This is a genomic window from Phocaeicola faecium (assembly GCF_014837055.1).
GTDB classification, from domain to species: domain Bacteria; phylum Bacteroidota; class Bacteroidia; order Bacteroidales; family Bacteroidaceae; genus Phocaeicola; species Phocaeicola gallinarum.
In genome coordinates this window covers 329,552-348,431 of record NZ_JACSPQ010000001.1, presented here as the reverse complement: position 1 = coordinate 348,431, position 18,880 = coordinate 329,552, and the positions used below count along the sequence as shown (strand labels likewise).

18 protein-coding genes are annotated in these 18,880 nt (G+C 34.6%); 2 read left to right on the top strand and 16 right to left on the bottom strand.

Annotated features, from left to right (window positions below; genetic code table 11):
- The first annotated feature begins 3 nt into the window (after window positions 1–3).
- Window positions 4–549, top strand: coding sequence for a type IA DNA topoisomerase (locus H9626_RS01465; protein WP_191709321.1), 546 nt, complete (start codon window positions 4–6; stop codon window positions 547–549).
- On the top strand, window positions 546–1,088 hold the full coding sequence (locus tag H9626_RS01460) for a hypothetical protein (RefSeq protein WP_191709320.1): 543 nt from the start codon (window positions 546–548) through the stop codon (window positions 1,086–1,088). Before H9626_RS01465 ends, H9626_RS01460 begins: the two co-directional genes overlap by 4 nt.
- A 194-nt stretch (window positions 1,089–1,282) precedes the next feature.
- Here H9626_RS01460 and H9626_RS01455 read toward each other — a convergent pair whose 3' ends face one another.
- Genes H9626_RS01455 through H9626_RS01380 form a run of 16 tightly spaced genes read right to left on the bottom strand, consistent with a single transcriptional unit; the run spans window position 1,283 to window position 18,870 of the window.
- Window positions 1,283–1,849, bottom strand: coding sequence for a hypothetical protein (locus H9626_RS01455; protein WP_191709319.1), 567 nt, complete (start codon window positions 1,847–1,849; stop codon window positions 1,283–1,285).
- Between the two features lie 55 nt (window positions 1,850–1,904).
- On the bottom strand, window positions 1,905–3,206 hold the full coding sequence (flxY, locus tag H9626_RS01450; RefSeq protein ID WP_191709318.1) for a flexirubin biosynthesis putative acyl-CoA ligase FlxY: 1,302 nt from the start codon (window positions 3,204–3,206) through the stop codon (window positions 1,905–1,907).
- Window positions 3,193–4,887, bottom strand: coding sequence for a C45 family autoproteolytic acyltransferase/hydrolase (locus tag H9626_RS01445; protein WP_191709317.1), 1,695 nt, complete (start codon window positions 4,885–4,887; stop codon window positions 3,193–3,195). The genes flxY and H9626_RS01445 overlap by 14 nt, the downstream gene beginning before the upstream one ends.
- Window positions 4,880–6,373, bottom strand: coding sequence for a phytoene desaturase family protein (locus H9626_RS01440; RefSeq protein ID WP_122296069.1), 1,494 nt, complete (start codon window positions 6,371–6,373; stop codon window positions 4,880–4,882). The genes H9626_RS01445 and H9626_RS01440 overlap by 8 nt, the downstream gene beginning before the upstream one ends.
- A 3-nt stretch (window positions 6,374–6,376) precedes the next feature.
- Complete coding sequence (locus H9626_RS01435) at window positions 6,377–10,192, bottom strand: 1-acyl-sn-glycerol-3-phosphate acyltransferase (RefSeq protein WP_191709316.1); 3,816 nt, start codon at window positions 10,190–10,192, stop codon at window positions 6,377–6,379.
- A gap of 5 nt (window positions 10,193–10,197) precedes the next feature.
- Window positions 10,198–11,367: a DUF2062 domain-containing protein gene (locus H9626_RS01430; protein ID WP_122296067.1), complete on the bottom strand. Its 1,170-nt coding sequence runs from the start codon at window positions 11,365–11,367 to the stop codon at window positions 10,198–10,200.
- Window positions 11,368–11,374: 7 nt separating this feature from the next.
- Window positions 11,375–11,728 carry an ApeI family dehydratase gene (locus H9626_RS01425; protein ID WP_191709315.1) on the bottom strand — a complete coding sequence of 118 codons (354 nt, stop codon included), beginning with the start codon at window positions 11,726–11,728 and terminating at the stop codon, window positions 11,375–11,377.
- Window positions 11,725–12,342, bottom strand: a complete 618-nt coding sequence (gene lolA2, locus H9626_RS01420; protein WP_182424384.1) for a flexirubin biosynthesis/transport protein LolA2 — start codon at window positions 12,340–12,342, stop codon at window positions 11,725–11,727. The genes H9626_RS01425 and lolA2 overlap by 4 nt, the downstream gene beginning before the upstream one ends.
- Window positions 12,332–13,018 carry a polysaccharide deacetylase family protein gene (locus tag H9626_RS01415; protein WP_122296064.1) on the bottom strand — a complete coding sequence of 229 codons (687 nt, stop codon included), beginning with the start codon at window positions 13,016–13,018 and terminating at the stop codon, window positions 12,332–12,334. Before H9626_RS01415 ends, lolA2 begins: the two co-directional genes overlap by 11 nt.
- Before the next feature lies 1 nt (window position 13,019).
- On the bottom strand, window positions 13,020–13,826 hold the full coding sequence (locus tag H9626_RS01410) for a beta-ketoacyl synthase chain length factor (RefSeq protein WP_122296063.1): 807 nt from the start codon (window positions 13,824–13,826) through the stop codon (window positions 13,020–13,022).
- Window positions 13,826–15,001, bottom strand: a complete 1,176-nt coding sequence (locus H9626_RS01405; RefSeq protein ID WP_122296062.1) for a beta-ketoacyl-[acyl-carrier-protein] synthase family protein — start codon at window positions 14,999–15,001, stop codon at window positions 13,826–13,828. The genes H9626_RS01410 and H9626_RS01405 overlap by 1 nt, the downstream gene beginning before the upstream one ends.
- 9 nt (window positions 15,002–15,010) lie before the next feature.
- A complete protein-coding gene (locus H9626_RS01400; RefSeq protein WP_122296061.1) occupies window positions 15,011–15,265 on the bottom strand; it encodes a phosphopantetheine-binding protein in 255 nt (84 codons plus the stop codon).
- Window positions 15,266–15,271: 6 nt separating this feature from the next.
- Entirely contained in the window at window positions 15,272–16,945 is a 1,674-nt protein-coding gene (locus H9626_RS01395; RefSeq protein ID WP_191709313.1) for a beta-ketoacyl synthase N-terminal-like domain-containing protein, read from the bottom strand.
- Window positions 16,933–17,376, bottom strand: coding sequence for an acyl-CoA thioesterase (locus tag H9626_RS01390; protein ID WP_122296060.1), 444 nt, complete (start codon window positions 17,374–17,376; stop codon window positions 16,933–16,935). The genes H9626_RS01395 and H9626_RS01390 overlap by 13 nt, the downstream gene beginning before the upstream one ends.
- On the bottom strand, window positions 17,373–17,777 hold the full coding sequence (locus H9626_RS01385; protein WP_191709312.1) for an ApeP family dehydratase: 405 nt from the start codon (window positions 17,775–17,777) through the stop codon (window positions 17,373–17,375). Before H9626_RS01385 ends, H9626_RS01390 begins: the two co-directional genes overlap by 4 nt.
- Window positions 17,764–18,870, bottom strand: coding sequence for a FlxJ family methyltransferase (locus H9626_RS01380; RefSeq protein ID WP_191709311.1), 1,107 nt, complete (start codon window positions 18,868–18,870; stop codon window positions 17,764–17,766). The genes H9626_RS01385 and H9626_RS01380 overlap by 14 nt, the downstream gene beginning before the upstream one ends.
- Window positions 18,871–18,880 lie beyond the last annotated feature (10 nt).

The following is an 18,880-nucleotide window of genomic DNA, read 5'->3' as shown; positions in this document are numbered from 1 at the left end:
AATATGGATTCAGAAAAGAAGATTATAGGACGCTGTCCGTTCTGCGGCGGCAACGTGGTGAAGACCTGCAAGGGATACCGCTGCGAAAACAACACAGGTGAGCATCCTTCTTGTGTGCTCAACATTAATGCCATCATCGGCAACCGGAAAATGAATGACGGGGAGATTGCTGAATTTTTAGAGAAACGCTGCATCCTTCTGGACGGCTTTTCCACCAAGGATGGCAAGACTTTCCCGACAGTGCTGGAACTTGCTGATGACGGTGCAGTCAATATGCAGTCTGTTATCGGCAGGTGTCCGCACTGCGGCGGCGAGGTACGTGTGGGTACCAAGGCTTTCAACTGTTCCAACTACAGCAATCAGGAAGCACCGTGTTCATTCGCCATCTGGAGGAATATAGGAGGCCATCAGCTGACACTGGAAGAGGCGAAAGAGCTTTGTGAGAAAAACATTACTTCATCTGAACTGGAGATGTACCGGGAGGATGGTTCCATTTACCGCAAACGCCTCGGTCTTGCTCCGGACAAACTTCAAATCGTAAAGATATGAAACAGGGAAAGAAACTACTGATACTGCCTGCAGTGGCAGTTCTGCTCGGAATGGGAACCGGCTGTTCAGGCAACAGCGGGAATAAGGCACAAGATATTGCCAAAAAGGCACTGATGGCTTCGGTGGACAATCCGGAATCCGTAAAGATTGTCGGTATCAGCAAACCGGATTCTGTATTTGGCCGTGAGTATGTTAGCATGAAGGAGAAAATGGCTCTTTCTGTGGCCATGATGAAAATCAGCCGCAGGTTTATGGAGAATACGGATTTTGATAATCCGGATTCAGAAAGTCACGGAATGTCCGGACAGATGAAGCGTCAGATGGATGCAATGACGGTACTGCACTCATTGATAATTTCTGATGAGCTGAAGCCTGTAAAGGATGAAGACAGTCAGGAACGTAAGCCGTTCACCGGTTGGAAAGTGAAGATAGAGTATGAAGCCACTGATTCAGACGGGCAACCGTACCGTTCTGAATACTGGTTCATTCTGGATAAGGAAGCGCAATGTGTAATCAGGTCATTTGAAATTCCACTGTAAAAATAAGAAAGGCCTTTAATATAGCTTCCTTTTATAGGGAAGTATGTAAAATATTCTTCAAAACATAAAAGAGTTATATCAGACCCAGTTCGAAGGTAATAAAATTATAACTCTTTTATGTATTTTATTTCATTCAATCCGAAATAAGTTTAAGAAAAAATAGTTATCCATCTTCTTAAAAAATATAGAAACAACTATTTCTTTTTATCAAATTCAAATTTCTTTGTTAATGTGTATATAGTCTTAGCCCAGAAATTTCTTAATCCAAAACCTCCTGCTTTACTTGTAAATTCTTCTTCCTTTAATATATCTCTTGTTTCAACATCAAAAAGAACGACTTTATAGGTTGCTTTATTTGCTGATTTATCCAATAATGTAGCAATAACAATAAAGCCTTCTCCTGATGTCTCCTTTATTGGATAATTCTTTATTTTTTCAGCGATATTTATTGGTTCAATATCTTTATCCAGAGTCTTAATATTAGAGAAATCACACTCTTTAGTAGAATTAAGAATCATTTCTAGTTTTAATTTATTGTTTTCACCCACGACATCAGCGAAATCATATTTTTTTGCTTCATTCATTAACAGAAGATTTATGCCTTCGAATGCATTTTTAAACTGTTCTTCTGTTTCTTCGGCTCCATATACTTTTACAGAAGAATAATCAACCCCGTAAACATATACAGATTCTGTACTTTTTGCATTAACTACCAACATGCTAAATAAAAGCAGGAGTGAGAATAAAATTTTCTTCTTCATAACTTTAGAATTTTAAATTGTTAATTATGAGTTAATTATAAGATACACAAATATACTAATTATTTCTCAAATCAAAAAACTTAATAGGTTTTCGGCTCATTTCAGGATGTTGTTGTCTTGCTATAAGCTCAACTGGAACAAAACATATATCTGGTGCAACCCTTACTTTTGAGCGGAAAACATCTTTTATTTGCTTGATAAATGCATCATTCTGATTCTTACATCCTATTTTAATTTGAATTTGGTCTGTACCAAGTGTATTGGTAAAAACTTCAACAAGATAGTTCTCTACCTCAGGTATATTGTCCAAAATATCAAATAATGCAGGAGGATATAAAGTTGTTCCCTTAAATTTAATCATCTGTCCTCTTCTTCCTATAACAGAACTTAATCTTGCACTATTGCGACCACATGAGCATTTGCTACTTTGTTTTATGCATATATCCCCAGTCTTAAAACGCAATAAAGGCATTGCTTCAACTCCAAGTGTCGTAATCGTAACCTCTCCAGGTTGGCCATCAGGAACAGGATTATTATTATCATCAAGCATTTCAACCAATATGAGATCTGTAGGGATATGACATCCACTGTGTTCTTGACATTCAGTATATGAGGATTGCATTTCTGTAGAAGCATATGTTGAGAATAGCTCCAGATTAGGCCATTTTTCTGATATTTTTTCCCCTAATGTTGTGTATTCACCTGTCGGGGTTCTTAAGGCTTCTCCTATACAGATAGCCTTTTTTAATGAGGAGTTATTATAGTCAATTCCATTCTCTTCGGCATATTTGATTAGTTTCATCAGGAATGACGGTACTACGATACATACATTTGGAGAAACTCTTTGTATAGTATCCCATTGCAGTTCTGGAATACCGTTTCCAACACGTATGATTCCACAACCCAGTTCTCGCGCACCTAAGAAGTATGCAAGCCCAGCCATAAACCTTCTGTCTATTGTCGTCATCAATTGTATGATATCACCTTTCTTGCAACCTGCCATAGTAAAGGAACTGGCTTCATTATAAGCCAATCGATCTAAATCATTATTGGACAGAGCAAAAGTTACTGGATCTCCCAATGTTCCTGATGTTGTAACGTAATCTATTATACTTTCTTTATCTATACAGATAAACTCATTGTTACGTTTCTGTAAGTCCTCTTTCGTTGTAACAGGTAATTTTTGAAGATCTGACAAATGTTTTATCTGGCTGATGTCTATATTATTTTCCTTAAACATTCTCTTATAAAATGGAGAATTCTGTGATAGGTACTCCAATGTTTCCTTTAGTCTTTCTTCTTGAAATCTGATTATATCAGATTCAGATGAATAATGTAATGTACTATTCTTTATCATACTCTTTTATCTTATTTCTTATTTTATTTGATTCATAAACAGAGGGTATCTCACAATCAAGAGATTTTTTCCAATATTCTACCGCTTTTCTTATATCGTTCATTTCATTATAGTAATCTCCAATAATATTATAGACTTCATAATAATTTGGATTAAGCTCTATAAAACTATGTATCTCCTGAATAGGGATTGCCAACCCGCTATTTATACTTTCCCTGATTTTCTTAAATTGCTTTCTATAGTCCAATATATTCTGGTAATCGTTTTCTAAGAATAATGTGTCAGCAGGGATTGTTAGCTGCTTGTCATTTCTCTCCACAAGTTTATTAGGGTTGTCGAAAATCTCTTTTAAGTTGTAACACAAGAATGTTCCACTTTGCCATGGTTCAGTAGATACCCATATCTTTAACTCTTCAGGTTTGAAGATTACTGAATGATGTGATATTGATTGATTAATCGATTTCTGATTGGTCAATCCTATATCTTTATTGTTTAAACCTCTTCTGTCTCTCAAAATAGTGGCAACCTTATCTGGAGACAATGGTATTGATTCCTTAATTAACTCTGAAAGCCTATCATATCTGTATTTGCTGTCTGAATTGTTTATGTTTTCTATGTTGTAAGAATCATTCATAAAATCATTAGACTGAAAATGGTTCGTACAAATTATCTCATTATCAGTTTCTTTATAAAGGGACGTTTTGCTGGGGGTCTTCTCTATAATTGCAGCACTTCTATCAATAGCAGAACCTATAAGGATCGATTCTGAAACAAAAGTTTTATGTACCTGAGCTATTTGATAAGCCTCTTGTATTGTTTTTGCATTCTGTAGTATTTCTCTCACCAGTAATGATATTGGCATAGCTGATGTTACCGGTATTGCTCCCTTTGCTGCATTGATGGTTATAGTGAGACCTTTCTCATTCATACCGGATACAACTCCCATCATTCCAGGCCATGATACAGATACAAACTTATACCCCTTTTCAGGTTCCATAAAGAGGATTATTTTGTTTCTTGCAAATTTATCGTTTACATAGAAGTCAAAATTTCGTCCTATCAGTAAAGTTGAATCAGATGTGTTCTCATTCCAAGCAGCAAATGAACTACACCCAACAAGCATATATTCTTGCATAGTATGCCCTATATCATGTGCAGCATGATAATTCAATTGCCTCTCATATGGCGTTCCAAAAGAGTCAAATTTATGGCTACATGATTGAGAAATTGCGTATATCTCTTTTCTATATTCCTCAGGTATATAGCTGGCCATATCCCAATTGAATATAGCTATAAGTTTATGTAGGAAATTGAAATAGAAGTCAGATGGTATAAATTCTTTAATCTGCTCTACAAAAACATTCTCTTGATATTGCAGTAAGTCTTTTGTTAATACTCCATATTTTGTTCCTCTTTCTAAAGGAGAACCACTTATATACACTTCCCATAATCCATATTTATTTCTATGCAACAGGTTATGCTCAATATACTTTATAGAGTCACCTACAGATTTAACATGATACTTCTCGGGATATATACTATCATTCGGACATTTGAAATCTGCCTTGTTAAAGTAGTATATACCTACTGTTACCGGTATTAAAACCGTAAGAAGGAGAATCACCATAATGGTAAATACTATCCTTTTTAATACTTTACTATATACGCCTATTTTATTCATTGCCAATTTTTTTTGCCAAATATTCCTTTCCTATAATTTCGCTACAAGTTACAGCAGCAGAGACTGTTGTTCCTAGACATCCGTGGACATTCAGGTTTTGTCCTGTCAAATATAAATTATTTATTTTTGTCCTAGGTGATAAATGGGTTATCATTGGATTGTTGAAATCTTTAATTATTCCATATGCACTGCCTTGCGGCATCGAGTTATAATCCTTGTAGCTTAAGGGAGTCGTTGAGTATATATACTGTATACAGGATTTAAGACCGTGAAAATATTTTGATACAAATTCTATCATAGCGTTTGTATAACGCTCTTTGAATTCTATATATTCTGCTGGTCTTTGTCCTACTTTTGAACCTTCCCATTTTGATATTGAACTGAAATCCATAGGTGTCATCAGTGTTATAACTGAAGCATACTCACTGTCCCCATTATTCTGGCATGAGAATAATATAACCGGTATGTTACAAGACTTATAATCAGCAAACTTATTCCACACATCAGGAGAATTGTACAGATAGTAATTCCTGTTTATATACTTGAATGTATTTGGCTTTAAAAGCAGATAAGTCGTAAATAATCCGAAAGAGTTCTCCAATGAATTTACCCTAGTCATAAATGCTTTTTTAATGACCGTGTTATTCCTCAATAGAGACATGGTTATTACAGGATGAATGGCAGATATGACATTTTTGGTTTCGATGATTGTTTCATTGTTAATCTCCACACTGTTTATTTTACCTCCTTCAACATCAATACCTGTTACTTCTGCGTCACATATTACCTGTCCACCATTTGCTTTTATAACATCACAAAAAGCATCTGCTACGTGTTGCGTATTTCCTACAAATCTATAAGCCCCCTCTATATTTGAGTTATGAATCATTCCATGTTCATACAATGAAGACTTGTTTTTATCATATCCATACAATGGTATATTACCGGCTATGACATTCTTAAGCAATTCTGATTTAAAGAGTTTATCTATAGTCTGATACGCTGAAATACCCATATATTCCTCACCACCACTTGATATATGGCCTTTCTTAAGTATATCTGGCTTAATATTTTGTCCTATACGCTGTAGTATAGAAACATACTCTGATATGGCCTCTCTCTCTTCTGGGAAACTCTGTGATAAAGTATCTATGAATCTGTCATAACCTATAGCATGGCTATATTCTTTTCCTTTACCTAGATTTATCACATCAAAACCATCTGTGTCAAGTTTCTGGTATCTAATCTTGTCAAGTATTCCAAAGTATTTGAAATATTGATACATAGTGTCTCCTTCTGAAAGGCTGCCTACATAATGCATTCCTGTATCAAGGCTATAACCTTTCCTTTTAAAGGACTGCAAACATCCTCCTATATGCTTTTGTTGTTCCAGAATACAGACACTAAGACCTTCTTTACTTAGTATCGCACCACAGGAAAGTCCTCCTAGACCTCCTCCTATTATGACTACATCGAATTTATCCATTATTTATGGTTTAGTTATTATATATATAGTTTGAGAGGTTTTTCTATCACATTGTTCTATTTTTAAATTCAGATTGTACCTTTTGGTGAATTGCCTGATCCAATCAGAAGAAATAAAATTTAAAGGACCTTCTGTCTTATTGAATTTTATTATTCTTGTTGACCATATTTCTGATTTAATAATAGTCTTATGTTCAGTCTTCTTCGAAGAATCTCCTTCCCTTATCAATATTACTCCATTTGGATTGAGTCTTGAAGCGCAATGGCACAATATCCTTTCCTGACATGATGGGGTGACGTAATGCAATGAGTCATTAAATATAAAAGCATCCGATTCCGGCAATATAATATCCTGCATATTACCTTGGCTGAAACGGATTTTACCATTTGCCAGGAAACTATTATTGGCCAGTTCTATCTTGTCTGAATCGTAGTCGATACCTATTATTTCACGTTTGGGAGAAAGAAGTCCCAACATGAAACATAACTGTCCATATCCACATCCAACATCGACTATCCTTGCTTCACGTGGCAGTTTCCTGTCCCAATAGTTATAATATCCATCCATCTTACATTTAATCCTCATATACCATTCCAAAACAGGGCCTTTGTATATATAGTTCTTTATAAGCAGTTTTTTATAATAATTGTTTGTTGCCCTATTATATTGCTCCTTAAGGGTGTCATATTCATGCAGGAATAGTTTTCTGTAATATTTGGTTTTCTCCTGATAGGTTGTATTGCTTGATAATTCTGAATCTGTTGAATTAGGTATAACTTTGGCTATTATTTCTCCCTTTTTAATATAGAACGGCTGTTTTTTTGAGGAAATCAGCCCCGTTCCGTAAATTACCAAAGGTTTTATCTCTAATTGAAGTTTCTCTGCCAAATAGAAAGCACCCTTATGGAAACGCTTTATTTCACAATCGTCAGAACGTGTTCCTTCCGGGAAAACAACAATAGAGTAGCCTTCTTTGACTAGAGGATATAAAGAATCAACCAGTTTTTCATAACCTTCTTCTACTGTGTAGAAACCTGCATATTGGACAATACGGCCAAATACCGGTGATCTCCATACCCATCCTTTTGTTACCATGACAATCTTTGGTGATAGTGATAGAAGTATCAATATATCTACAAAAGATTGGTGGTTTGCTATTATTACAGAAGGCTTGTTAAAGTCAATTTCCTTAATGTTCAGGTATTGAACATTTACCATGTACATGGACTTAAGGAATATACGAATAAAGTGATAAATCAGATTATGAAATATGTTCTGTTTGGTTTTTCCATTCAAAAATGTCACTTTAAGGAAAAGATAAATTACATTTAGAATGATACATCCAATGATAAAGTATAGGAATGCATATATAGTATTAATGCATGATAATATAGTATATGGCTGTCCGCCTCGCTGTGTTGGCTTCAAAATCAGCAAATTAAATAAATACGGTTGAACTGTATAGGACACAATAACGACAATACACAAACCTATGACTGAAATTGCACCAATTGATTGGAGAGCTGGATGCTTTGCAAAAACAAGAACCCCCATTCCTATAACTGTTGTCAGTGCTGAGAAGAATATAGCAGACTTATGGGCCTCGAACAGTTTGCTTCCATTCTTATACTTGCTCAGCAAACCATCCATAGTGAATATACTGAAATCATCTCCTATACCAAAGATAAATGTTGCCAATATGATATTTACTATATTAAACTTTATATTTAATAAGGACATGATACCTAATATTATTATCCAGCTTATGCACATAGGTAAGAATGTAAGTATAGCTATCTCTATTCTTCCGTAAGTAACGAGTAAGGTAAAGAATACCAGGAAAGATGTAACCAGCAGTATGAAATTAAAATCATTACTAGTTGTTTCTATCATTTTAGAAGAAAAATATGCTCTGTCAATAATTGTTGTATTTCCAACATTACTTATCTCCTTATAAACTTTGTCCTTATTTTCCTGTGATATAGAAATTTTACTTATCAAAGTAAGAGATGAAGAAGATTTATAAATCCAATCGTCAAGAATGGATTTTCCGCAATCAAGGTGATTATAATCACAAACTTCATAATGTTGGTTCAGGGTTTTCTTCAATTCATCGAAAGCTGTCTCATTAAAGCCGAATGACTCTCCAGCTTTGATGACCTTGGACATACTCTCTTCTGCTCTATTTCCCCAGAATTGTGACCATTTAGATATACGATCCCTTTGAACTTCATCATCAACGATGAAGTCCTTTATATCTGTATACTTATCTATGCAGTCCTCATTTTTTAAGGAATCATACAACTCATGAAGTTGTGAATATGCTTTTATTACTTCTTTATGATCATTTCCACTTGTTACGATATATATTTGTTGCTTACTGTTTCCCAATATTGATGTGGCTTTTTTTTCTGCTTCCTTGATGGAAGGGCTTTCAAAATTTATAGAAGACATGTCACTGTCAAATTCCACCTTGTTGTAATGAAACAGGCATATAATTGTGGCAACAGCTACTCCGATTATTATATATTTGTTTTTCTCGAATGCATAACCATTATATTTTTCAATTCCTTTTAATAACTTACTGGTTTTATTGTTATTGTTAAATCTAAGGAAATGCGGCAAAAAGACCAGACTGAATACTGTTGTTCCAATAAGCGTTAAGGATGCAAAAAGCCCCATGTCTTGCAGTAAAGACGAATCTGTGAACATTAGAGCAATAAATGCCCCTATGGTTGTGAAACAACCGACAGTAAGAGGATAAGCTAAATCCCGTATAATATCTCTTGGATTTTTAGTATGATTATTATGTGATATTATATGTATTGAGTAACTTAATGAAATGCCTAATACAACAGCTCCTGCTCCAATAGCTATTGCAGATATAGAGCTTTTCGTTATAGATATAATTGCCAGAGCTAATATTGCTCCAAAAATTGGTGGCAATACAATGAATAAAAGACTTAATTTATTTCTGAAACTCAGGTAAAGTAAAGGGAGAATAATTATAAATGCTAGAGACAAAGTTAAATATGTATCATTCTTTATCTGTCTTGCATTTCCCACTGCTACTATTGGCCCCCCTATACATTCAACTTTAATCTGGTCATTTGAAAGTAGATTGCATGTTTTTTCAAGTTCTTTTACGAGTTCCTCATTTTCCCCTGTATTCGTCATACTTTTTGTAGGCTCCAAATACATAAATAGAGTCGTCATATCTTTATTAAAGATATAATCATCGTAAATCTCGTACTCAAAATCTTCACTGAACCGCTCAAACTTTTTCAACATATGAGTCCCTAGATTAAGAGGATCTTTATGCAGAATATCACGTATGGCAAAGCCTGATGGTGATGTGAGTAAGGTGTAATATCGATCCAAGGACTTTTCTATACAACTATCCGCTAAATCATTCTCTATTCGGATATAATCATTCTCTTCTAGAAAGATAGGGAGGTATTTGTAAATAAAATCTGAACTGTTATTTATTGTTTCCTGATTCACACCAGTTATCACGGCATTAACCAGTCCCTTACTTATAAGAGGCTGTATGCTGTCTGAAAAGGATGAAGCCGTTTCAACCATTTCATCAGGTTCTGAACCGGAAACCATTACCAGTATTCTGTCCTTTAGTCTGAAGTTCTCCAGAATGTTGCTATCATTTTTATCCCCATCATCAAAAAAACTGGAGATATTCTCTTGCAGCTTTATTTGTGAAGCATAAAAACCACTTGCCCCAATTATAAGAATTAATAGAAAATAAAGAACAATACGACGTTTCTCAAACCAGTCATATATATGAATGAATATATTATACATGCGTTCTATTTTTTTCTTATTATTGCCAAAACTAAGTAACTCAAAATGAAAAGTGCTAATCCTGATACGATAGCCAATAATATACTTCCTACAATATATTGAAATAAGGATGTATAGGCACTCTCGAATGTAATGTTATCAAAAGATATTTTTGTATCTGAAGGATAAATGACATATCCTATTTTCATACTTCCATATAGAATGAAAGGTATCATAGGTGGTATGCTTATATTCGAAAACATCAGTGCTATAACCTTATTCAGTTTGAGGATATGAGCTGATATTGCTGCAAATATCATCTGATAGCCCCATATCGGTATTATACCGCAGAAAATACCCCAGCCGATCGACATGGATAATCTCATATTGCTTTCCTTATTATTTATAATCTGCTCTTTAATAACTTTCTTTATATTCTCTTTTGTCAGAAACTTCAAGCATTTCCAGGGATAGTAGAATAGCAAAGCATAAATGACCAAAAAAGTATTCAATATACTTATTCTGGTAAAGTCTCTTAATGGCCTAAAATGGGAAACTCTTTCTTCTTTGGGTGGATAGTAAACATTGATAGGCACATTTTCTACGTTAATGCCTTTCCATGCTGCTCGTACAATAATCTCTACCTCAAATTCATATTTACGAGTCAGTAAATGTATCCCTTTTATCAATTTTAATGGATATAATCTGAAACCGGACTGTGTGTCCTGAAGTGTATTCCCTGTTTCTATCTTATACCAGAAATTGGAAAATTTATTGGCGAATGTATTCTTGCCAGGCATATTATCTGCCCTAAGGTTTCTAGCTCCTATCAGAATGCTTCCAGGCTTTTTTTCAATTCTATCTATAAAGGTTGGGATATCATCTGCAAAATGTTGGCCATCAGAATCCAAAGTGATGGCATAATCAAATCCTTTCTCTGTAGCATATCTCAGACCAGTTAATAAGGCATATCCTTTCCCTTTATTTTCTTTATAAGAGATATACTGTATTCCGGAATACTCACCGAGTATTACAGATGTATGATCTGTAGAACCATCATTGACAACAATAACATCATCACAGTAATCCTTCACACTGTCAACGACTTTCTTTATAGTCTTCTCATTATTATAAGTAGGTATTATTACAGCACATTTCAACTGTTTTAATCGTTCCTTATATACAGTATATTCCATATTTGTATTATTTGATTGTTGCTTTTAGTTTTAAGACCGTATTGTCGTTATTGTATACTATTGCCGATATTGTGTTTTCTTTTAAAAATGTAATATCTATTGATATTAAAAGCCCTGCTTTTGGTTTAATAACTGAGATAAACTTACATTCCTTTATTTTACTGAAAGATATATTCTTATCAGAATAGACACTTAAGCAGCTTCTTATAATAGCCAAAGTACAGACTCCAGGAACAATAGGTTCAAACGGAAAATGCCCCTCATATATAGGGTGTTTCTCCATTAATTCAACTGTAGAGTTAAATCCATTATCTCCTTCAGCAACCTGTATGATTCTGTAGAAATTATTTTCCCAATTCATTGTTTATCAAACTGTTTAATTTGTTTATTAAATTCTTTATCCAAAAATTCATATAGTGTATAATCACCATTTGGTTGTGTCATTCTCATCTTATTGAGACACATATTTCGCCTGTCAAATTCAAGCATAATCTCTTTTATTTTAGATGCTACCCTCTTTTTTTTAGGCGTCATTATGATTGTATATTTAAGTTCCTCTTTCTTCAACACATGATTAAAATCTTTGGTAGAATTCATTATCTCTCCTGTCATGCAAGCTGACAATATATTCTTCAGCTCACGAAGCATTGGATTAGAATCTACCTTCATCTCGTTTATTTTATCTCCATTTTTCATCTGGAAATCTTCTGATGTCATCTTTATATAGTCTCCGTCATTGAACGAGAGTAATATCTTTTCTGGTCTTTGATAATAGAAGACACCTTTTTTCGACACTTTATTTGACAGTACTGATAAAGATTGTGTTTGTGTAAATTTACAGGTTATTGTTTGTATCTTGGATGTCTTACTTTCCAATTCATTTATGAACTCTTTATCATTTCCCGGGTTTCCTTGTGCATTTACCGACAAGAACATGCCCAGGCACATTAAAATACATATTAATCTATATTTCATAAGCATTCTTATTTATAAGTTTATTTAGTGGCACTATTTCAATACCCTTCTTTTTAATTCCTTCTATAACTGATTCCAGAAGTATGTCAGATCCTTCTCTGTTATCATGTAGTAGAACGATATCACCACTCTTTATATTGCGTATTATTCTTTCGCTTATAGAATTACGCTTTAAAAACTTTAATGTATCATATGAGCGTATATTCCATCCTATGCTAATAAATCTATTGTTTACAGCTCTTCGTATTAGCGGGTTGGTTACTCCGAATGGCGGTCTGAAGAAAACCGGGTACTTGCCTGTTATTTTATATATGATATCATTTGTCTTCCGTATATCTTCATAAATTCTTTTACTACTCCAAAGAGTATATGATGGGGTATGAGAAAAAGTATGATTCCCTATTATATGCCCTTCATCATAAATTCTCTTTACCAGTTCTGGATATGTTTCAATGTTTGAACCGATGAGGAAGAAAGTTGCCTTAATATTATTCTCTTCAAGTATATCAAGTATTCTGGGGGTATGAATAGGGTCTGGGCCATCATCGAATGTTAATGCTACTGCTTTCTCCATTCTATTCCCTCTACAAATACATCTTAAGTATATTCCACTTCTTATATCAGCGGAAGCCCATATAAAGAATAGCAAGATAAAGGAAATAATTATAATAATCATATTAAACCCCTTTCACTATAATTATTGAGGAACTCATACCAAGATAATTATTGCAAAATATCATTTCTTCATCTCTCTCCAAATCCTTGGTGGAATCATAGAATATTCGTGCAGAAACAGTTGGATAAATACCATATTCCGTAAAATTGTTATAGACAATTTTTTCTTGTTTAGATTTGGCATATCTATCGATACATTCATCCTGACTGAGTACATTATTGGAAAACTCAATGTGCTCAATTTTGATATTACATGCCTCTGAATATTTTGATGTAAGTTCCATGAAGATAGCACCTTCTCCATTCTTCTGTCCGTTACGAAAGACCCCTAGCCGTTCTAAAATAATGTTGGAACTTTCAATTATTTCATCAAATGTTCCTAGTAAGATTCTTTCTTTTCCCTCAATACCAATCTGCAAGTATGCATCAAGCAATGCATCCTCAAAACTGTGAGACCTGTTTACATATGTAATATTCTCACAATGGTTCTTTGAAAGTAAGGCAATTTGGCCTCCTACCGTGTTAAATGTAGATTGGATAAAGGGTGTTGGATTTAATAGCTCCTCATTATTCTCTATTACATTTCTCAGGAATTTTTCGCTATCTGCCAAACATCCGTATCCGGTTGCTGTTACTATGCTGTCAATATCTTTAATATTATCAATATTGCCACAACATTCTACAGCAGTTGTAACAGCCATTTTTAGTATACGAGACATTCGTCTCCTCACAGCAGCTTCAGGAATTAGTGCTTTGATATCTGATATAACGTCATCATCAGCAATTATATTTTTTACATAACAACTCATTATTGCTTAGAGAAAATTAAAGTTGAACAATTACCTCCGAATCCAAAAGAATTAGAGAGAACAGTATTAATTTCTTGTCTATGAAGTGTTGTATTTGGTATTACTCCATTATGCATTGGCACAGCAAAATTAAGTGATTCAGGTACAAAACCTTCCTTAATTGATAATATGGAAAATACAGCTTCTATACCTCCAGATGCTGCTAATGTATGTCCTGTATAAGACTTTGTGGAGCATATTAGAGGCATATTCTGATTAAATATACGTGATATAGCTATTGATTCCGTTAAGTCGTTATTCGGTGTACCTGTACCATGAGCATTTATATAATCTATCGATTCCGGGTATAAACCTGCCATCGATAGTGCTTTATTCATTGCAAGATAAGCACCTTCTCCGTTTTCTGATGATGCCGTTTGATGGAATGCATCATTCGTATTGGCAAATCCAGAAAGACGGCAGTACTTTTTATTACAGTCTTCTTCTCTTTGAAGAACAATGTATCCAGCGCCTTCACCAAGATTTAGTCCGGCTCTTCTTTCATCAAATGGCTTACAAAGTTCTTTGTCTAATATCATAAGGGATTTAAAGCCGTTCAAAGTAAATGCACTTAAGGCATCGCAACCTCCTACAATAACTGCATCCAATACACCATGCTTTAATAGGTTATATCCTTTTATTATAGCATTGGCTGATGAAGAACATGCTGTGCTGATAGTAGTTGAATAACCATTAATGTTACAATAATTGCATATCGCTTTAGTTGAAGCTGCACAATCGTGCATGAGTACTTGCCTTATATCACCTTTAGTATTGTCTTTAATATAATCTTTAAAGAATATTTCTGTAAGATCCATACCACCTACAGAAGTTGATGATATTAGACCTGTTTTATTACTGGACACATCTATTTGTGAGTCTATAATGGCTTCTTTAACGGCAAGCATTCCCAGTAATGCAGTTCTAGATATTACTTTACTTGCTGGTATGCCTAGTTTTTCTTTTATTTGTTCGTTTGAGTATCTTATTTCACCAACAGGTAAATTATTGTTGGTAATTAGTATTTCAGGACAAAGAGAAATACCACTTTGTCCTGAATATAAATGAGTTAAGTTTTCTTCTACTCCAATACCTAGTGAAGAAACTACACCTAAGCCGCTAACTACAATGCTCATTATAATGTTTTATTTCTTATTTTTCTCAATGTATTCAGCAAGTGTTCTGACAGAGTAAAATATAGGCTTTGCTTCTGCAGAATTGGACAATTTAACACCATAATATTTTTCAAGAATAAGTATTACTTCCAATGCATCTATTGAGTCCAATCCTAATCCATCACCGAATAATGGTGCATCTGTATCAATATCATCAACAGTTATTTCTTCTAAATTTAATTCCTCAATCAAATGCTGTTTGAGTTCTTTTACTAGTTGTTCCATGATTGTTTATTTTTCTCTAATTAATAATTTCAAATTAACTTCATACTTTTCACATAACTTTTCACACCATCCACAAATGACAGCCTTTGCCTTTCCTGTTTCAAGCAATAATTTCGCATATTCTTCTGCGGTTCCATTGTCTTTATCTTCAACGAAGAATGTGTTATTCCCTTTTATTTTATGGCGAATACACAGTTCCCCATTAACGACATTTGGTAAGGTATATACAAAGATTGCAGGAGAAGCCCCTTCTTCTGAATGCTTATTGATGACTTTCTGGTGTTCAATATCCGCATCAAGAGACGAAGACCTGTTTGCTAGAACTATAGATATATCTTCTGGCGAATATTGATTTAATGAATACTGTTCCAACAGATTCGCCATAGAAACATATGCAGCCTTACATAAATCACTCATCTTGTAGAATTTCATGTTGGTCTCACCTAACTTCTTGTATTCTGCCCTAATAAAATCATGAAACGTATCGCATGAAACCGGCAAGCTGTAATGACATACTTCTTTAGCAGAATTATCATAGGTCGGATGAATACCTTTGTAGCATTCAGAAGAAACAGCAATGGCAGCATTGCATCCACCAAATCCGGAAGCCGTTTTAATAAATGCTTCTTTTGTAAACTTCTGTTCCTTTGAACTTACGCTTATGGAACATGATGTCCCAGGCTCCTCGAATCCTAAAGTTGCAAATACTCTTCTTGTAAGAAGTTCATGAATGCACAGTATGGTTTCTACAACGCCTGATGCTCCTAATGTATGGCCTATATATGACTTAAAACTATTTATAGGTTTATCAGTAAGTCCTGCCAAAGCAATAGCCTTACTTTCCATTTCATCATTATATACAGTTGAAGTGCCATGTGCGTTTATAAAGCCTATATCATTTTTATCTAGGTTTGCTTCGCTTAATGCCCTTTCAATAGCTAAATACAATCCGTCACCGGTTCTTGACGGGCCTGATATATGATTTGCATCATTGGTTATAGCACCGCCGTTAAGATACAAATATGGGCGCCTGGCTTGACTTTTATCTGATGTTAAGAGTATTGCCCCACATGCTTCTCCAAGACATAGCCCATCACGATTCTTGTCATATGGTCTACAAGGTTTTGAACTAATAGACTTAAATGAAGCAAATCCCTCTGTTATAAATGGACTTAGCGTATCACAACCGACTACGATAATATTGTCATATTTACCTTGTAGTATGATTTCTCTGGCTATGATTAGGGCTGACACTCCTGAAATACAAGCATTGGAAACAATCAATGGCAAGTTTGAAAGTCCTAAATATGTTTGTAGCTTCAATGCAGTTGTACCTAAAAATGCATCTTCTGGGACTGGACAGACATTATCTTCTAATTTATTGATATTACCTTTTGTCGTAGATAAAATGACCAAAAGCCTTTGGTCTTTTACGTCCAACTGAGATTCATTGATAATTGCTAATGTATTATTTATCACTAGCGATTCAAAGAATGTGCATCCCTCTTGTTGATATGCTAAAGGTAAGGCCCTGTTTATAGCCCCTACTATCATTCCATATTTTTCATTATAGCTGAGTCCACACTCCTTTTGCTCTAATGCATAGAAGGTTTGCATCTTTTCTCCTAAAGATGTTATCAAACTGTCATGTCCTATATATACTTGTTTTACTTTATCCATTTTTCTTTCCATTTCTCGTAAAACGGAGGATTGTTCAAGCACATTTCTCCATTGTTATCTATGAAAACCTGAACGGAACTGCCTCTTGCCACAATGATATTGCTATCAGACTTTCTTATCAGGTATTCAAAACAGATCTTAGCTGCTGGTGTCTGAATATACTTCGTTTCTATTATGATGTCATCATCTATTGTAAGCGGGTTTAAGTACTGTATCTGTAAATCCACTATTGGTGTCATATATCCGCTGGCATATATATCCAAATACCCTATGCCTGGATATTCTCGGCCAAATGCTTCTCTTCCATCCTCAAAGTATTTTACATAAGAACCATGCCAAACTATTTTCATTGAATCTACCTCACTGAACCGAACTTTGGCTTTAGTTACACCCACTAAGGTCGGTGTGGAATCATATTTCCTCTTCTTCATGAATTCAAGAAAATTTTCATTTGACAACTTGCTGCTAATCGGCCATCAGTAAAAGATTCAGCCTTGATAAGAGTAATATTAAAAACTTCTTGTAGAATCTCAATCTTAGTTTCTAACATGTCATTTATCTTCGGTAGAAATACTATTTCCATGTTGGATATAGCACCTATATAACCTATTGATATTGGCTTGTTTTCATTTCTGCAAATATATCCCACTCTTGCTGCAGCTGATTGCGCTATGTGTTCAATAAGACCAAATTCAGTGAAACAATCATTTTCCACAAATATATTGTCGTTTTTGATTGTCAACTGAGTTTCCGAGATACCGTTTGTTATACCGACAAATTTGTCTACCATAACTATCGGTTCTCTTTGTGGTATCAAATCAATTATCTCCATTTTTTTTCTTACAAATCATTATTGAATGTCCTAATCCCAATCCGTCAACAATCTCTTCAATTTCAAGACCGGCATTGTTGACACATCTTTCCATATCAGATGAATGATACATTTTACTGTTTCCGTTTGCTAGAGCCGTAAAATATATGCTTGTTAATGTGAGACAATAAGCTGCTGTTTCAAACTTCTGTCTGTCCCAGAAAGTTTCCATAATATATAATCTTGAATTTTCATCCATTGATTCTGCAGCTCTTTTACATATACTAGTCACTTCCTCTTCCGAAAAACAGTCCAAGAACTGGCTCATCCAGATTACATCAAATGCCGGAGTAGGGAACTTGACAGACTTATCCAACAAATTACATGGATATGCATGTATTCTGTCTGCACCGTCTATATTCTTTGTCTGTTCACGCATCATTGCAACCTGTTGTGGCAAATCCATAATGGTTACTTCAACAGATGGATTATATTGAACACATTTTGTTGCCCATCTTCCTGTGTTCCCACCTACATCTAATAACCTGTTTACTTTCTTTGTACCATCAAATATAATTTTCAGAGCAGCTTCAAATGATTCATCAGAATAGAAATGATCAAAGCCGAACCAGCTTTTTTGCACATGCTCAGGCAAACTTGATAAGGCTTCGTATATGGTCGGCCACTCCCCAAAAGATTTCAATCCGGATGGTTTGCCTTCCAAGAGGGCTTCTTCCAGATTAAATAGACCTTTATAGTTAACATCATGGTTGAAGTTCATATTCACCTTTGCCATATTGTCATTTAAAAGGAACCAACCTGTTTTAGACAGTTGATACATATCTTCTTTTATCAAAACTGTCCCTATAGACAAGGACGCTTCCAGTAAAACTTGTGCAGCGTATAAACTTAATCCTGTTTTTTCTGCTATCTGTTCCTGGGTTAAACCTTCTCTATTATTTGACAATAGTTCAAGAATCCCCAATTTTACCATAAGTCTTGATACTTGAAAGACTATTGGACCAAAGGCAATTTCTTGCGCTCTTCTTTGAGCTTCTATTGCCGTTAGTCTCTCATGGGAATATATTTTCTCTAATTGAGGTGTAAGTTTCATTTTCAATAAT

Bases quoted from the DNA above. Each gene is read 5' to 3' on its own strand.
- flxY (WP_191709318.1), bottom strand. From the start codon at position 3,206: ATGATAAAGAATAGTACATTACATTATTCATCTGAATCTGATATAATC.
- H9626_RS01460 (WP_191709320.1), top strand. From the start codon at position 546: ATGAAACAGGGAAAGAAACTACTGATACTGCCTGCAGTGGCAGTTCTG.
- H9626_RS01440 (WP_122296069.1), bottom strand. From the start codon at position 6,373: ATGGATAAATTCGATGTAGTCATAATAGGAGGAGGTCTAGGAGGACTT.
- H9626_RS01415 (WP_122296064.1), bottom strand. From the start codon at position 13,018: ATGATTATTATAATTATTTCCTTTATCTTGCTATTCTTTATATGGGCT.
- H9626_RS01380 (WP_191709311.1), bottom strand. From the start codon at position 18,870: ATGAAACTTACACCTCAATTAGAGAAAATATATTCCCATGAGAGACTA.
- H9626_RS01455 (WP_191709319.1), bottom strand. From the start codon at position 1,849: ATGAAGAAGAAAATTTTATTCTCACTCCTGCTTTTATTTAGCATGTTG.
- H9626_RS01435 (WP_191709316.1), bottom strand. From the start codon at position 10,192: ATGTATAATATATTCATTCATATATATGACTGGTTTGAGAAACGTCGT.
- H9626_RS01410 (WP_122296063.1), bottom strand. From the start codon at position 13,826: ATGAGTTGTTATGTAAAAAATATAATTGCTGATGATGACGTTATATCA.
- H9626_RS01395 (WP_191709313.1), bottom strand. From the start codon at position 16,945: ATGGATAAAGTAAAACAAGTATATATAGGACATGACAGTTTGATAACA.
- lolA2 (WP_182424384.1), bottom strand. From the start codon at position 12,342: ATGAAATATAGATTAATATGTATTTTAATGTGCCTGGGCATGTTCTTG.
- H9626_RS01445 (WP_191709317.1), bottom strand. From the start codon at position 4,887: ATGAATAAAATAGGCGTATATAGTAAAGTATTAAAAAGGATAGTATTT.
- H9626_RS01390 (WP_122296060.1), bottom strand. From the start codon at position 17,376: ATGAAGAAGAGGAAATATGATTCCACACCGACCTTAGTGGGTGTAACT.
- H9626_RS01430 (WP_122296067.1), bottom strand. From the start codon at position 11,367: ATGGAATATACTGTATATAAGGAACGATTAAAACAGTTGAAATGTGCT.
- H9626_RS01405 (WP_122296062.1), bottom strand. From the start codon at position 15,001: ATGAGCATTGTAGTTAGCGGCTTAGGTGTAGTTTCTTCACTAGGTATT.
- H9626_RS01465 (WP_191709321.1), top strand. From the start codon at position 4: ATGGATTCAGAAAAGAAGATTATAGGACGCTGTCCGTTCTGCGGCGGC.
- H9626_RS01385 (WP_191709312.1), bottom strand. From the start codon at position 17,777: ATGGAGATAATTGATTTGATACCACAAAGAGAACCGATAGTTATGGTA.
- H9626_RS01425 (WP_191709315.1), bottom strand. From the start codon at position 11,728: ATGAATTGGGAAAATAATTTCTACAGAATCATACAGGTTGCTGAAGGA.
- H9626_RS01400 (WP_122296061.1), bottom strand. From the start codon at position 15,265: ATGGAACAACTAGTAAAAGAACTCAAACAGCATTTGATTGAGGAATTA.